The 15,135-nt window shown below is 72.3% G+C and carries 15 protein-coding genes and 1 pseudogene; 9 read left to right on the forward strand and 7 right to left on the reverse strand.

Annotated elements, in window-relative coordinates:
• Positions 1-28 precede the first annotated feature (28 nt).
• Both tgmA and tgmB read left to right on the forward strand, forming a co-directional pair.
• Positions 29-280 carry a putative ATP-grasp-modified RiPP gene (tgmA, locus tag ACFXGI_RS06320; protein ID WP_384704024.1) on the forward strand — a complete coding sequence of 84 codons (252 nt, stop codon included), beginning with the start codon at positions 29-31 and terminating at the stop codon, positions 278-280.
• Entirely contained in the window at positions 280-1,248 is a 969-nt protein-coding gene (gene tgmB, locus ACFXGI_RS06325) for an ATP-grasp ribosomal peptide maturase (RefSeq protein ID WP_384704026.1), read from the forward strand. Before tgmA ends, tgmB begins: the two co-directional genes overlap by 1 nt.
• Positions 1,249-1,284: 36 nt before the next feature.
• On the opposite strand, the gene ACFXGI_RS06330 is transcribed toward tgmB, so the two are convergent.
• Entirely contained in the window at positions 1,285-2,730 is a 1,446-nt protein-coding gene (locus ACFXGI_RS06330) for a protein kinase (RefSeq protein ID WP_384704028.1), read from the reverse strand.
• A gap of 171 nt (positions 2,731-2,901) precedes the next feature.
• On the opposite strand from ACFXGI_RS06330, the gene ACFXGI_RS06335 reads away from it, so the two are divergent.
• The 5 genes and pseudogenes from ACFXGI_RS06335 to ACFXGI_RS06355 all read left to right on the forward strand — a co-directional run.
• A complete protein-coding gene (locus tag ACFXGI_RS06335) occupies positions 2,902-4,842 on the forward strand; it encodes an FHA domain-containing protein (RefSeq protein WP_384704030.1) in 1,941 nt (646 codons plus the stop codon).
• Between the two features lie 53 nt (positions 4,843-4,895).
• The gene (locus ACFXGI_RS06340; RefSeq protein WP_384704031.1) at positions 4,896-5,135 is read left to right on the forward strand and encodes a hypothetical protein; all 240 of its coding nucleotides are present in this window, start codon (positions 4,896-4,898) and stop codon (positions 5,133-5,135) included.
• Entirely contained in the window at positions 5,135-5,512 is a 378-nt protein-coding gene (locus tag ACFXGI_RS06345; protein WP_229334295.1) for a fic family toxin-antitoxin system, toxin component, read from the forward strand. Before ACFXGI_RS06340 ends, ACFXGI_RS06345 begins: the two co-directional genes overlap by 1 nt.
• Before the next feature lie 149 nt (positions 5,513-5,661).
• Positions 5,662-5,934, forward strand: a complete 273-nt coding sequence (locus tag ACFXGI_RS06350; protein WP_384704033.1) for a hypothetical protein — start codon at positions 5,662-5,664, stop codon at positions 5,932-5,934.
• A gap of 197 nt (positions 5,935-6,131) precedes the next feature.
• Positions 6,132-6,218: pseudogene (locus ACFXGI_RS06355) on the forward strand (GNAT family N-acetyltransferase); the annotation flags it as partial.
• A gap of 3 nt (positions 6,219-6,221) precedes the next feature.
• Here the strand turns inward: ACFXGI_RS06355 and ACFXGI_RS06360 are convergent.
• Entirely contained in the window at positions 6,222-6,839 is a 618-nt protein-coding gene (locus tag ACFXGI_RS06360; protein WP_384704035.1) for a TOPRIM nucleotidyl transferase/hydrolase domain-containing protein, read from the reverse strand.
• A 386-nt stretch (positions 6,840-7,225) separates the two neighbouring features.
• Positions 7,226-8,587: an MFS transporter gene (locus ACFXGI_RS06365; protein ID WP_384704037.1), complete on the reverse strand. Its 1,362-nt coding sequence runs from the start codon at positions 8,585-8,587 to the stop codon at positions 7,226-7,228.
• Positions 8,588-8,882: 295 nt separating this feature from the next.
• Between ACFXGI_RS06365 and ACFXGI_RS06370 the strand changes: the two genes are divergently transcribed.
• On the forward strand, positions 8,883-10,433 hold the full coding sequence (locus ACFXGI_RS06370) for an MFS transporter (protein ID WP_384704108.1): 1,551 nt from the start codon (positions 8,883-8,885) through the stop codon (positions 10,431-10,433).
• Positions 10,434-10,471: 38 nt separating this feature from the next.
• On the opposite strand, the gene ACFXGI_RS06375 is transcribed toward ACFXGI_RS06370, so the two are convergent.
• Positions 10,472-11,134: a DUF998 domain-containing protein gene (locus tag ACFXGI_RS06375; RefSeq protein ID WP_384704039.1), complete on the reverse strand. Its 663-nt coding sequence runs from the start codon at positions 11,132-11,134 to the stop codon at positions 10,472-10,474.
• Positions 11,135-11,496: 362 nt separating this feature from the next.
• On the opposite strand from ACFXGI_RS06375, the gene ACFXGI_RS06380 reads away from it, so the two are divergent.
• On the forward strand, positions 11,497-12,111 hold the full coding sequence (locus tag ACFXGI_RS06380; protein WP_384704041.1) for a hypothetical protein: 615 nt from the start codon (positions 11,497-11,499) through the stop codon (positions 12,109-12,111).
• Positions 12,112-12,138: 27 nt separating this feature from the next.
• On the opposite strand, the gene ACFXGI_RS06385 is transcribed toward ACFXGI_RS06380, so the two are convergent.
• The 3 genes from ACFXGI_RS06385 to ACFXGI_RS06395 are packed head-to-tail and all read right to left on the reverse strand — an operon-like array spanning position 12,139 to position 15,103.
• The gene (locus tag ACFXGI_RS06385; RefSeq protein ID WP_384704043.1) at positions 12,139-13,182 is read right to left on the reverse strand and encodes a S66 peptidase family protein; all 1,044 of its coding nucleotides are present in this window, start codon (positions 13,180-13,182) and stop codon (positions 12,139-12,141) included.
• A gap of 35 nt (positions 13,183-13,217) precedes the next feature.
• Complete coding sequence (locus ACFXGI_RS06390) at positions 13,218-13,886, reverse strand: response regulator (protein ID WP_384704045.1); 669 nt, start codon at positions 13,884-13,886, stop codon at positions 13,218-13,220.
• Positions 13,883-15,103, reverse strand: a complete 1,221-nt coding sequence (locus ACFXGI_RS06395) for a sensor histidine kinase (protein ID WP_384704047.1) — start codon at positions 15,101-15,103, stop codon at positions 13,883-13,885. Before ACFXGI_RS06395 ends, ACFXGI_RS06390 begins: the two co-directional genes overlap by 4 nt.
• Positions 15,104-15,135: the final 32 nt, after the last annotated feature.

Here is a 15,135-nt window from a genome sequence, read left to right on the forward strand (position 1 = left end):
GACCACTCGCAGACAAAGGAGTCGAAAGATGGAAACGCGAAACCTCGACGCGCCCTGGGGCACCACCCGCATGGCGCCGTACGCCGAGACCGCCCCGGTACCTTCGTACGTCCCGGTGATCGACCCCGAAACCCAGATCGCCTTCGTGGTTGACGAGCACGGCCGCACGGTCGAACTCCACGACTCACGAACCAGCAGCAGCACCTCGAACTCCACGAGTACCAGCAGCGCCGACAGCTACGACTCCGATGACTCCTCGGACTCCGACCAAGACCACTGATGACGACAGGACCGCGCGGGTCGGTGCTGGTGCTGACCAGCCCCGACGACGTGACCGCCGACCTGGTGCTGCGCATCCTCGCGCAACGCCGGGTCCCGGTGGTCCGTCTCGACCCCGGCCCGGACCTGAATGCGGGTGCCGCGCTCACCGCCACGTACTGCACGGGCGGTCAGCGCGGCACCTTGCGCACGCCGAGCCGCGAGCTCGACCTCACCCGGGTGCGCTCCGTCTGGACGCGCCGTCCCTCACGCTTCGAAGGCCCGCCCGAACTGGATGGTCAGGAACGCCGGTTCGCCGCATCCCAGTCACTGTGGGGTGTCGGCGGCATCCTCGCGTCGCTTTCCGGAGCCCACTATGTCAACCACCCGTGGAACAACCGGGCGGCGGAGTACAAACCGGCCCAGCTGGCCGCCGCTCAGCGCAGCGGCCTCCCGGTCCCCAGCACGCTGATCACCAACGACCCGCGACAAGCGCGGGAGTTCGCCGCCCTCCACGCCGGCGGAGTGGTCTACAAGCCGTTGTGGAACACCCCCTATGCGGTGGACGGCCGAGCGCAGCAGGTGTGGGTACGGGAGGTGCGCCCGCACGAGATCACCGCCGCCGTGGCCGCCTGCCCGCACCTCTTCCAGGCCAAGGTGGAGAAGGCGTTCGACGTACGCCTCACGGCCGTCGGCAACCGGCTGTTCGCGGTCCGGATCGACAGTCCCGATCTCGACTGGAGGCAGCGGCAGTCCTTGATGGAGTGCGCGCCGATCGCGGTCCCCGATCCGGTCGCGCGCGGGGTCTGCGCCTACCTCACCGCTTGCCGACTCACCTTCGGCGCATTCGACTTCGCCGTCACGCCCGCCGGCGACTGGTACTTCCTCGAGTGCAACCCCAACGGCCAGTGGGCATGGCAACCCGGCTCGATCACCGACTCGATCGCCCGTGCCATCGCCGATCAACTCCAGAACGGCCCCGAAGCGTGAGCCCGTCCCCTGAACTCCGCGCCGGCACGGAAGGGGTCAACCGGTGCAGGTGATCGAGAAGGGGACCGGGTTGGAGGTGGCGTGTGTGGGGCTCTGGAGTTCCACTGCCATCCCGGTGGTGAGGGTGCCGGCCCTCGCGTAGGCCGTCAGGTGCACCGTGTCCTGTCCCGTGGGGGTGGCCCTGTCCCCGATCTTCATGGTGCGCCAGTGCGGGTCCACCACCGAGCCGTCGCCGGACACCCAGCGGTAGGAGATCAGGGTCGGCTCGGAGGCGGTGAAGGTCGCGGTGAACGCCGGGGCCTTGCTCTCGGGGCTCGGGCAGCGGCCGGTGTAGGTCGTGTTCGCGCCCACCACCGACATCCGTAGGCCCGAGCCGGCGGCGGTGTCCCCGTCGTTGCCGGTGAAGGCGTAGGCCAGCCCGGCGGCGGTCAGCACGCAGGCGGCCGCGCCGGCCGTGACGAAGGCCGCCGTACGGCGCCTGCGGAGCGGGGTGCCGGGTACGTGGGGCTCCGGCTCCGGAAGCGCCCCGGCCGCGGCGGCCGCCGCCACCTGTTCCGCCTGAGTCGGCAGCACCGGGGCGGCCGTCGTGGTGGCGCCCGGTCCGCGGGCGATGGCCCGCAGGGCTTCGGCGACCTCGAAGGCGGGGGTCCGCTCGGCCGGCTCCTTGCGGAGCAGCCCGGCGATGACCGGGGCGAGCGGGCCTGCCAGGGCGGGCACCGGCGGTTCCTCGTCCACCACGGCCCGCAGCGTGCTCAGTGCGGTGTCCTGCCGGAAGGGGGATATGCCCTCGACGGCCGCGTACAGCATCACCCCGAGCGACCACAGGTCCGACTCGGGACCCGAGGGGCGGCCCAGCGCCCGCTCCGGCGGCAAGTACTCGGGGGAGCCGACCACCTCGCCGGTCATGGTCAGGGCGGTGCTGCCCTCGACCATCGCTATGCCGAAGTCCCCGAGCACCACCCGCCCGTCCTCGGCGAGCAGCACGTTCGCCGGCTTCACGTCCCGGTGCTCCACCCCGACGGCGTGCGCGGCACGCAGTGCGCCCAGTACCTCCGCGCCGATGTGCGCGGCGTGCCGCGGGGTGAGCGGCCCTTCGGCCCGCAGCAGATCGGCCAGCGACTGCCCGCGGATCAGTTCCATCACGATCCAGGGCCGGTCCTCGTCCATGACCACGTCGTAGACCGTCACCACGTGGCGGTCGGGTATCCGGGCCGCCGCCCAGGCCTCACGTTCGAGCCGGCTGTACATCCGCGCGATGTCGCCCGCCCCCAGGCCGGCCGGCGGCCGCACCTCTTTGACGGCGACCTCCCGCTGCAGGGTCTCGTCGCGGGCCCGCCACACGGTGCCCATGCCGCCCTCGCCGAGCCGGGACAGCAGCCGGTAGCGGCCCGCGATCAGGCGTTCGCCGCCGGGTGCGGCCGACGCGTCCGGAGTGCCCGCGAGCACGGTCTCCGTCACGGTCTCGGTTTCCTCGTAGCGCATGGGGGCGGTTCTTCCTCTCAAGGCGGCCGACGTGAACATCACGTACCGGCCGGACCCCCGGTTCAGCCGGGCGCGGGGAAATTTTCGGGGATGCCCGAACCGAACACCTTCTCGATGGCGTGTTGCTGTCGTAGGAACAGTCAGCAGCATCGCTTTTTCGAGGAGTGTGCAGTGCCATCGGTCATCGTCGGGCGCACGGGTCCCTTCACCGGGCAGAGCGTCGTCCTGGACAGTGAGCCCCTCAGCTTCGGGCGCAAGAGCGACAACAGCGTCGTGATCGTCAGCCCCAGCGCCTCCCGGCTGCACGCCGAGGTCCTCGCGGAGGACGGCGGGTTCGTCCTCTACGACCGGGACAGCCGCAACGGCACATTCGTCAACGACCAGCGCGTCACCCGGCACGTCCTGCGTGCGAACGACTGCATCCGCATCGGGGACGAAACCTTCCTCTACGAGGCGCAGGACTCCATGGAGACGGTCATGGACCTCTCCCTCCTGGACGTCCCCCGGCCGAGCGCCGCGGACCCCGGCACGCTGCGGGTCACCGTCACCGGTGGCGGACCGGTCGGACTCGCCTTCGCCCTGGCGCTCGACGAGATGATGCCCGGCCGCACCGCCATCACCCTCTACGACGGCCGGTGGACCAGGAAGGGCGCCTCGGTCGTCTGGAAGGACGAGACGCAGGGCAACTTCCGCCGACAGCAGGTGGTGACCGTCCAGAGCCGGCAGTACCTCGCCCTGTCCGAGGAGGTGCTCACCGCGCTCTTCGACGACGACGGCGCCTACTCCGAGATGTGGCCCGTCGGCCCGGACTCCGTCGACGGCCGCCCGCCCCGCAACATCCGGATCGCCCACATCGAGGACCGACTGCTGGACCTGGCGAACCGGCGGTCGGCGATCCGCCTCGTCCCCAGGCGTTTCGACGTGGAGGAGCAGCAGAACCGGCTCACCCAGGAACACGTCCTGGTGGTCAGCGAGGGAGGCCGCTCCCGCACCCGCGAGCACTACGCCGACCGCTTCGGCGCGGCCGACGCCTCGATCTACTCCCTCGACGGCGAGCACCTCCAGGACATCGTCCTGGGCCTGCGCGTCAAGTCGAAGCTGCCCGACCCGATGAGCGTACTGCTCACCGTGTCGCAGAACCGGTTCCTCCTCAACTCGCTGCGCGGCGAGGGCTTCCTGAACATGCGGCTCACCCGCGAAGAGGCCAGGAACGTCATCGGCATCGACCCGGTGCGCCAGGTGTTCGAGGAGTGCATCGCCACCCGCCCCTGCCTGATGAGCCGGCAGGAGGAGGACAACGAGTTCCGCTGCCCCACCCACGGCACCCTGTTCCTGCCCGCCCTGCTGCGCAGCTCCCCGCTGTGGAAGGAGATCCGGCAGGGCCTCGGCCTCTTCGGCGTGGCCGAGGACGACCTGTCCGCGATCACCTCGTTCCGGCTGGACATGGTGCAGCGCCCGCGGTTCACCGCGCAGTTGCACCGCCCGACCGCGACCAGGCCCGGTACGTACGGATTCCTGCTCGGGGACGCGGCCAACGCCATCCACTTCTGGCCGGGCCGCGGTCTCAACAGCGGTCTCGCCTCCGCGACTTCACTGGCCCGCTCGCTCAGCCGCGCCTGGCAGGGCAAGCCCCTGCGGGACGCCGACTTCATCCGGCACGAGGCGGCGATGTCCATGCTCCAGTACCGCCACAAGAGCCGGGCATGGAACGCCATGGTGACCACCGACGAGCAGGGCGTCACCCGCGCCATCAGGGACATCATCGCGCGCAGCGCGGAGGCCGGCGGCGGCGCATCCGGTGCGGCGCCCGGGCCGGCACCGGCTGTCGCGTCCGGTGTCGGAGGCGGGAGCGATCTGGACGCGATGCTGGACCGTATGTCCGGGATCCGAGACCGGCTCGCGCCCCGGCTTCCCGGCCTGCCCACGGACGCGGAACTCCGCTCCCACCTCGCCTCGATCGCCCCCGTCACCCTGCGCACCCTGCGGGAGAGCGGCGCCTGGGACACCCTGATCGTCGGCGGGGAGGAGGCGGACATCGACCTCTTCTACCAGTCGGACTCCCCGGTCTTCGTGCCCCGCCCGGCCGACCCCCGGGCCCTCCCGCGGTCGTAGGGGGGTGTCCGCATCGCTCGCCACCGGCTGGTAACAGCTGTTACCATCGGCGCATGGCGAAAACACAGCTGGGTGCCCGCGTCGACGCGGACATCGCGGAACTGGCGAAGAAGCGCGCCGCCGACCTGGGCTTGAGCATCGGCGACTACCTCGCACGCCTCGTGCAGGACGACGCCAGCGGGCTGCGGGCCCGGGCGGTGGACGCCGCCGCCCGCTTCCTCGCCGAGCACCAGGGCGTCTTCGACGAGGCCGAGGATGCGGAGCGGTCTTCGCCGGGGGCGCGTGCCGCCTGATGGAACTGCACATCGACGTCGCCTGGATCCTGCAGGTCGCCGAAGCGGCCGGGGTGGGCGACCCGGCCCCGGACGACTACGGCGTGCCCGTCTCGGCGGTCGCCCGCCACCGGGCCGAGCTGTTCGAGCAGCCGCTGTACGACGGTCCGTACGCGAAAGCGGCAGCCCTCGTCCACACCCTTGCCCGCTGCCGCTGGCTGGAGCGCTCCAACCTGGCCGTCGCGGCGGCCACCGGCGTCATGTACCTCGAAGCCGCCGGGATCCGTGTCAAGCCCACCCGGGACGATGCCATCGCCCTCCGGGATCTCCTCCTCAGCCCCGCCTGCTCCGCCGGGAGGATCTCCGCACTGCTGCGGACCTGGCCCACCGCCACCTGACCGCCGCCGCTGCCGTCCGGCGCAGTACGGCCGCCGGCCGGGCTTGCCGGGAAAGCCCGGGGCCGGCCCCAGCGGGTGCGGGGTGCGGGGGGCTGTTCTAGCGTCGATGGGGGGACCGGAACGCAAGACCCGGAGAGCAGGTGCGTCTCATGCGCGCGTCCACTCGTATCGCAAGCGTCCTCACCGGCCTGACCCTCGCACTGGGGGGCGCGGCCTTCACGGCCCCGGCCGCGCACGCGGATCTCTCGTCCTGCATCAACCAGGTCGAGCAGGAGCTCCACGGTGGCGAGGCCTCGGACTCCGTACGCATGGCCTGCTACGTCGGGCTGACCGGGGACCAGAACCAGTGCGTGAAGGGCCTGGCGGCAAGCGGCGTGACCGACACGACCGCGGCAACGGCCTGCCGAGCAGCCCCCCAGTAGGTCCGGGACGACCTGCACCGGCCGACGCGGCAGCGCCAACCCGCTGTGGAGCAGAGCCGCTTGGCTTCCGGCCTTCTCCTCGATCGATCGCTCTCGCGGGCGTGCGATGAGTCGCCTGCCATGACCGAAATCGGACCCGTCGCCCGGGCGCCTGCCCCGTTGGGTACCGAACGGCTCGTGCTCCGCCAGTCCGAGGCCTCGGGTTCACCGAGGTGGAGCGGTTCGAGGAGTACGGCGCCGAGCAGTGGTTCGGCGTGTGGTCCCCGGTCGCGTCGGCCCGTTGAGCCTCACAGGCTCGTGAGGAGGTCCTCGAGCGGGGCCGGGACCCGACCGGCGGCAAGGGCGTCCACCAGGAGACCGCCGTAGCGGATCTTGCGGCCCTTCTTCGTGCCGAGGAAGCGCCGCAACTGCTGTTGCCGGGGCCGGCCGTCCTGTGCGGGCTGCCGCAGGAAGGTCTGCCAGGGACGCAGGTCGCCCTCGACACGGATGATCTCCTCGACCGCCGTCGTGCCGAGCGCGCGGATGAGCTCGTCCTCCAGATCCGCCGCGCACACGAAGGACCCCGAACCGCGCGCCCCCGCCCGCTTCAAGCCCCGTTCGTAGAAAGGCCGTTCCCGCTCGTCGCACAGTCCGGTCAGGTGCAGGCCGAGCCCGGGAGGCCCGAGAAGGCCGGCGTAGCGGCCGACGTTCATCGCGCCGCCCATCGACACGACGCACACCCCCTCGGCGGCGAGGTCCCGGCCGCGCCGCGCGGCGAGCGCCTCGACGGCCGCCAGGTCACTCAGCCCTTCCAGCAACACCGCCGTCCGCAAACCCAGTCGTACTGCCAGTTCACCCGCCGGTCCGCCCGGCCCGCCGGCCGCCCAGCGTCCGACCGCGTCCCGGAACGCCCACATGTCCTCCATGGAGGGAGTCTGCACGTCCGCTGCCCGGAGCGGCTCGGAATTACGCTCCCGGTCACGGGCCACCCCTCCTGGGACGCGGCGTGCACCTGCGCCCCGGCCGGGCCGGGCATGGCCACGCTCAGGGCATGACGACCGCGTCCCACAGGTCTCGGGTCGGGCCCTCGTGCCGGGGCGAGAAGTCCGGGCGGGCGGGCGGCCGGCCGGTGACTCGGCCGCCACCTGAGCGTCGAACCACGGGCGGAGCGGAGGGCCTGCGCCGTCCGCGTGTGGTAGTCGACGGGGTCCGCCTTCGATCCGGTCGACGTGGGTGGCGACGTGCCTCCAGCCTCGAGTCGTGTCGCGGAACGAGCTCACTGCTCGGCGATCTTCGGCGAACGCCGCCCCTCTCATGCCGGCCAGGTCTGGTCTCCGTCCGTACCCGCCCTGCGCGGCAGCATGACGCCGGCGAGGAGCAGTGCGCCGGCCAGGGCGATGGTCGCGACAACGAACCCCGCGGGGGCGGCCGCGGCGGTGACGGTGCCCGATGCGTCGGCCACGTCGTCATTGGCGGCCAGTACGACGGCCCCGGCCGCCGCCAGCCCGACCGCCCCGCCCAACTGCCGCAGCGTCTGCCGGAGAACGGACGCGTCGGCCCTCTTGGCGAGTGGAACCGCGCGCATGAGTTCGGCGCTGAGCGCGGGGATCGGGATGCCCATCCCGATCCCCGCCAAGACCATCCCCGGGACCTGCCAGAGGTACTCGCGCGAGGGCAGGGCGGCCGTCCAGGCCGCCAGGCCGAGCGTGGCGGCCGCCAGGCCGAGCAGTACGGGCACCCGGACGGACCCGGAGCGCTCCAACAGGTACCCGGACGACAACGTGCCCACCGCCAGGGCCGTGACCAGGGGGAGCAGGGAGAGCCCGGTGGCCGGCAGCGACAGGTGCATCGCCTGCCGCAGGAACAGCGTGCCGTGCACCACCACGATCAGCTGCGGCGCCTGCACCATGAACGTGAGCGCCACCGCCACGGCGTACGGGCGGATCCCCAGCAGCCGCAGATCGACGAGCGGCCGGCGGGAGCGCAGGACGAGCCGCACCGCCAGGACCAGTGCCAGGGCGCCCGACATGACGGCGGCGAACGTCCTGGGGTCGGTGAAGCCCCATACACCGCACTGGTAGAGCCCGAAGACGAGTACGACCAGGGCGAAGACCACGACGAGGGGCTGGAGCGCGATGAGCGCGCCGCCCTCCGCCTCCCCGCGCAGCCGTGCCCGGGCGATCACCCACAGGATCGCCACGCCGACGGGCACGTTGACGAGGAAGACCGAGCGCCACCCGAGGAACTGGGTGAGGACCGCCCCCACGACGGGGCCGAGGACGAAGAAGACCTGCGCCAGCCCCGCGTACACAGCCAGCGCCCTGCCGCGCTCCCGCTCCCCGTACACGTCGGTGATCACCGTGGTGGCCACCGGGATCATCAGCGTGGCCCCCGCGCCCTGGACGGCCCGCACCGTGAGCAGGAAGGGTTCGGCGGCGCCACCGGACGGCGTGAGTGCGCAGACCGCGGAGGAGATCACGAAGAGCGCGGTCCCGAACCGGAAGACGCGCAGAATGCCGAACCTGCGGGCCGCCATGGCCCCGACCGGCGCGAACGCGGCGAGCGACAGCACGTAGACGAGCACCACACCGTGCATCGCGAACGTGGTCAGGCCCAGGCTCCGCGCCATCGGGTCGAGTGCGACCGCGACGACGGTCTGGTCCAGCAGGACCATCCCCCCGGCGCACCCCATCGCCGCGAGGACGAAGTGCTTGCGGGGCGGAGGAGGGACTTCGGGCGAAGGGCGATGCGGAGGCGACACCTGATTCCCAACGAACGGGGGCCCCGACCGTACCGGCGTGCGGAACGGATCACCGGCGGGGAGGATGAGGATTGTGCAGGACAGAGGGAGCGCTACGGGGGAGTCCTACGGGGAGTCCTCCCACGGTGCTCCGGTCGGCACCGGTGCTCCGCCGGGGGAGTCCGGCCGCCAAGGCGGGACACACCGGCAGGCCCTCGCCCTCGCGGCCATGGTCTTCGCGGTGGGGATGGTCTTCGTGGACCAGACGATCGTCAGCATCGCCGCCCCCAGCATCGTCGGGGAACTCGGCCTCTCGGCCTCCGGAATGCAGCGCGTCGTCAACGCGTACCTCCTCGCGCTCGCCGCGTGCTTCGCACTCGGCGGGCGCCTCGCGGACGTCCTCGGGCACCGCCGGATGGTGGTCGCGGGCACGCTCGTCTTCGTCGTCTCGTCCGTGCTGTGCGGCTCGGTGCCGTCCGGGGACTTCGCCCAGAGCTGGCTCGTCGTCTTCCGCGCCACCCAGGGCGTGGGCGCGGCGCTGGTGTTCCCCGCCGCCCTCGCCGTGGTCGTCGGCGTCGTCCCCGTCGGCAAACGGGGCCGGGCGCTGGCCCTGTTCTTCGTCCTCGCCGGCGCGCTCACCGCCCTCGGACCGCTGGTCGGCGGCTGGCTGACCTCCTGGACCTGGCGGGCCGTCTTCTGGATCAACGTCCCCGTGGCCGTCATCGCGCTCGTCCTGATCGCCCTCGCCCACATCCACGACGCCCGGCGGCCCGAACGCCTCGACGTGCCCGGCGCCGTACTCGTCGCCACCGGCATGGCACTGAGCGTCTTCGGGATCCAGCAGTCGTCCACCTGGGGCTGGACCAGCCCCGCCACCTGGGCGTGCATCATCGGCGGACTCCTCGTCCTCGCGTTCTTCTGCCGGTACGAACTGCGCACCGACGAACCGCTCATCAAGTTGCGCGTCTTCCGCGACCGGGCGTTCACGGCCGACGCGCTGGTGCTCTTCTTCTCGATGCTGGCGTTCATCCCCGTGCTGTTCTTCGCATCCGTGTACGCGCAGATCTCGCTCAGCTCCTCGCCGCACCAGGCCGCGCTCTACGTGCTCTACTTCTTCGCCGGCTTCGGCCTCTCGGCCCAGTGGGGCGGCCGGATCCTCGACAAGCACGGCGCCCGGCCCACGATGAAGCTGGGCACGGCGCTCGCCTGCGCGGGATTCGCCCTGTGGGCGTGGAAACTGACGGACCTGTCGGCCCACGACCAGTGGCCGTACGCCTGCCTCGCCGGCGCGGGCATGGGCCTCGTGCTCTCCCCGGCCTCCACCGACGCCGTGAACCGCGCGATCGACGCCTCGTACGGAGAGGTCACCGGCATCACCCAGACCGTACGCAACTACGCGGGAGCCCTGGGCATGGCGGTGTTCGGCACGCTCCTCACCCATGTCACCACCGGCCGGGTCGCGCAGACGCTCACGGCGAAGGGCCTGCCGGAGGCGGAAGTCCAGGGCGCCGCCCACGGCATCGCGGAGTCGGTCATCGGCCATCCGGACGACCGCGTGCCCGCCGGAGCCGGGCCGACCGCCACGCTGATGCGGAACTCCTTGCAGGCCGTCCACATGGACTTCGCCGAGGCCAACCAGTGGGTGTTCTACGGGATGGCCATAGCGCTGGGCCTGGCATGTCTGTGCACGCTGCTGCACCCGGGGACGCGGGTGACGGCGGCGGCGACGGAGGGGACCGCGGAGCCGGAAGGACCCTCACAGAGGCGAACTCGTCCGTGACCACGGTGACCACGTGACCCCGGCCCCGGGCCCGCGGGTCACGGACGGCGGCCGCGGGACGCCCGCCGCGCGCAGAGCGCGATGTACGCCCCCGCGCAGATGATCCATACGACGCTGGGCCAGGCGGCGATCCGCTCGAACAGGCCCTGGACGTAGGGGTCCGGCCTGAGCGCCGTGAGCGTGGCCGAGGCGATCGAGACGACCCCGCACAGGATGCCCATCGTGCCCCAGAACGGCCGCTGCGCCTGTCGCAGCATGCAGCCCAGCAGCAGGACGCCCACGGCCCCGCAGAAGAAGCAGGTTCCGGCGGACAGCAGGTGCACGGACGGACGGAGGTTGTAGGGGTTGAAGCCGGTCGACACGAGTCCCAGCCCGCTGACGGCCAGGATGGCGAACGCCAGGTTCCTGAGACGGTCCGGCGGAAAGACCGCGGCATTGAGTCCCGCGCCCACGACGAGGCAGACCCCCGCGACGATCCAGGCGATGTCGGCGGCCTCGTGCCAGGGAGAACAGAAGCGGAACCCCCCGATACGACCGCAATGGGTGACGCCGAGCGCCGAGATGATGTGTTCCGTCACGTTCCGGCTCGAAGCACGGGGCAGGACGACGGCGTTGTTCACCACGAAGACCTGGGCCAGCGAAGCCCAGAGGAGGCCCCCGGCCGTGAGACTCCTCGAAGCCGTGAAGGTGAGTTCGCGCATGCCGCCACTTGCTGTCGGGCGAGTCGTTGAAAGCCGGTCCAGTATGTCCCGCCCGCGCCGCCGCGAGCCGGTCCCACCGCGGCGAGTCCCGTGCCGCGTCGCCGGATCCGGTCGGATCCAGCAGCCGCGATCCGACCGGACAGGCGCCTTGCGGTGGCCGGGAATAGAGTGAGGATGTACGTCCTGCGCTCAGCCCAGGCTGCGTCGGCCGCCCGCGTACGGGCCCGGCAAGGGGACCGGCCCGGAAGGGCTCCGGCGGGCCGCCGGAGGCCTGAGGGCGGGCCCAGGTACTCCGCCCGTGGGCCGCGCGCCCGGCAGACCGCCCGGGGCCGGACCCACCCACCCGTCCGGGAGGATGACCCATGACCCGCCACGTCCGACGCCGGGCGCTCACCCCGCTCGCCCTGCTGTCCGCTCCCGCGCTCGTGTTGCTGGCGGTCGTCCCCGCCGCCGCCCGTCAGACGGCGCCGGCTCCCGCGGCCGTTCCGTCGATCTGCCACGGTCTGACGCAGGGCAACGACCCGTACCACCGCGGGTGCCGGGAGGGCTACCTCCAGGGTTCGAGCGTCGGCAACCGCGACGGCAAGCCGCCCATCTGCCGCAAGACCCTTCCGCCGCTGGTCCCGCCCAACCCCAGCCCCTTCGTCCAGGGCAAGGCCGAGGGCTACACCTACGGCTACAACCAGTCGTACGCCAAGTCCGCAGCCGCCAACAAGGCCGCGTGCGCCGCCATGAACACGCCGCAGGCACCCAAGCCGCCCGCCCAGACCCAGCAGAGCATGGCGGCCGCGGGCCAGGCCGCCGGCGAGAACTGGGGGCGCGACGAGGGCAAGGCGTGCGTGACGGCGCGCACACACGCCCGCCTGATACCGCCGAAGCAGCCCGACCCGCTGATCCTCGCCTTCCAGAACGGCTACGCGGTCGGCTACGACACCGCGTACGACGAGGCGTTCCGCCAGAACTGCCTCAACAAGTAGGCACCGGCGTCCGGTCCGCGATCCGGCTCAGTAGGTGACGGTGATCCGGCGCTCCAGCCCGTCCACGCGGATGCGCCCTCCGACGGGCATCACGAGCTGGGGGTCGGTGTGGCCCAGGTCGACGTCGAAGACCGCCATGGTGTCGGGTGCGTACTGCCGCAGGGCCCGCAGCACGGCCTCGCGCTGTCGGAGGCGGTAGCCGTCCCTCTCCGGGCTGCCGAGCGGGTTCTCGAACGACCACGCCTTGGCCCTGCCCATCAGGAGTGCGGGGAACTGCCGGAGCAGCCCGCGTTCCCCCATGTTCCGCAGGATGCGGTAGACCTCTTCGGCGGGCGGCATCTCCTCCGACGTCTCGAGGAAGAGCACGTTGCCGGCGTACGCGTCGACCGGCAGTACGGCCCGGTCGGCCATCAGCAGCCAGGAGATGATCTCCAGGTTGCCGCCCCAGCCGATCCCCTCGACCACGCGGCCGCCGTTGTGCCAGATCCAGCCGTCGGCGGGCTCCAGCTCTGGTTCGGACTCGAACGTACGGGGGTCCTCCCAGGGGCGGTTGACGTCCCCGAAGGCGCCGGCCGCGGTGAGTTCGTACTCCCCGGAGGTGAACAGCGCCGCCCTGAGGGAATCCGCGGTCAGCGGGTGCAGTGCGCCGGGGCGTCCGAGCTCGACCATCACCGAGCCGCCGTGGTATCCGACGATGCCCGCGTTCCGCAGGAAGAGCAGCAGGTTGGTGTTGTCGCTGTAGCCGAAGAACGGCTTGGGATTCGCGCGCAGGAGGTCGCCGTCGAGATGGGGGAGGACGGTGATCTGGTCGTCGCCGCCGATGGTGGCGATCACTGCCTTGATGTCGGGGTCCGCGAAGGCCGCGTGGATGTCCGCGGCCCGCGCCTCGGGGCTCGCGCCCATCGTGCGGGTCGTCGGGTATTCCACCGTCTTCAACCCGAAGTCGTCCCGGAGCCTGCGCAGCCCCAACTCGTAGGGCAGGGGGAGGAGACCGGGCAGACCTGACGAGGGGGAAAGGACCGCGACCCGGTCGCCGGGACGGGGCTTCGCGGGGTGGAGAGGATCCGTCATCCGAAGATCATATGAGCGGCCGCCCCCGCCCGGGTTCATTTTCCTCCGGGCCCCGCCGCCACCAGGCCCGATTCGTACGCCGCGATGACCGCCTGCGCGCGGTCGCGGACGCCCAGCTTGGTGAAGACGCCCGTGATGTGGTTCTTGACCGTGGAGACGCTGATCTCCAGGTTCCCGGCGATCTCCGCGTTGTCGAACCCGGTCGCCAGTAGCTGCCAGATCTCCAGCTCGCGCGGCGTGAGGCCGGCCGGGGCCGTCGCCGCCGGGCGCGGCCGGGCGGGGGAGGCCCGTACGTAAGTGGAGATCAGCCGGCTGAGCAGCCGGGGCGCGACGGCGGCCTCGCCGGTGTGGACGGTGTGGACCGCGGCGATGAGCTCCTCCGGGGAGACGTCCTTGGGGAGGAAGCCGTACGCGCCGGCGCGCAGGGCGGCGACCACGTACTCGTCCATGTCGAAGGTGCTGAGGGCCAGAACGCGGGATTCCGGCAGCGTCCGCGCCAGCTCCTCGGTGGCCCGGACCCCGTCGAGGACCGGCATCCGGATGTCCATGACGACCACGTCGGGCCGCAGCTCGTGTGCCAGGGCGACGGCCCGCGCACCGTCCTCGGCCTCGCCCACCACCTCGAACGCCGGGTCGGGCGCCAGGATCAGGGCCAGGCCCCGCCGTACCAGCGGCTGGTCGTCGGCTATGAGCACACGGATCATCCGCGCAGGTCCTCTCGGTGTCCCCCCGGGTCGCCCGCCGGGAGCCTGGCCGCCACCCTGAATCCGCCGCCGTCGCACGAGCCGGTCTCCAGGGTGCCGCCCTGCAGCGCGACGCGTTCCCGCATTCCGATCAGACCGTACCCGCTGCCGGCGCCGTGCCGCGAAGCCGCCGGCCGCGAGGCCCCCGGGCGGGCGCCGCCCGCGCCGTCGTCCCGTACCTCCACCTCGACGCCGTCCGGACCGTACGTCAGCCGTACGTGCGCCCGCGCGCCGACAGCGTGCTTACGGGCGTTGGTCAGGGCCTCCTGGACGATCCGGAACACCGTCAGGCCGACGGTCGGCGGCAGCGGGCGGGCCGCCCCGCGCACGGTGAACTCGGTGGGCGTACCGGCCAGCCGGGACTCGGTGATGATGCGGCCGAGGTCCCCGGTCCCGGGCTGCGGCGCCGGCGGGACCCGCTCCGGTTCCTCCCCGGCCCGCAGGACGTCGAGGAGCTGCCGCATCTCCCGCAGCGCCATCCGCCCGGAGCCCTCCAGCGTGACCAGCGCCTCGCGGGCCGCACCCGGGTCGTGCGCCAGGTTGGCCCGGGCGCCGCCGGCCATCAGCTGCATGGTGGTGATGTGGTGCGCGACGATGTCGTGCAACTCGCGCGCGATCCGGCGCCGTTCCTCGGCCACCGCCCGGTCGGCCAGCAGGGTGCGCCTGGCCTCGGCCTCGCGCTGCCAGCGCCGCACCAGCACTCCGCAGCCGACGACGAGCACCACCGCGACCGTGTTGCCGAGCACGCCCGTCAGGACGGACGAGTCACCGTAGCCGCCGCTGATCATCGTGACCGGTACGGTCGCGACGGCGGCCACAGCCGTGACCGCAGGGCTGCGCAGGCGGGTCACGGTGTACAGCGCGACCATGTAGGCGGCGGAGAAGTGCGGGCCCTGCGGGGTGGTGAGGTTCAGCGCGGCGCCGAGCGCGAGGACGGCGCACAGCACGGTCACCGGCCTGGCCCGGCGGGCCAGCAGGCAGGGCGCGGCGAGGACCACGAGGACGAGAGCCGGCACGGTGAGGGGCCGGCCGTCGTCCGCGGCGCCGAGCGAATAGCCGATCAGGTCGTTGACGGCCGCCCCGATGGCCACGAGCGCGTCATTGCGGGTCCAGTCGAATACCGGCCCGCGCGCCTTCGCCCCGCCTTCGCCGGCCCGGCCCCCACTGCGTATCGGCATACCCGCCGGTCCCCCTCCGTCACCGGCCCGCC

The sequence above is a fragment of the Streptomyces sp. NPDC059355 genome, assembly GCF_042752335.1.
GTDB lineage: Bacteria > Actinomycetota > Actinomycetes > Streptomycetales > Streptomycetaceae > Streptomyces.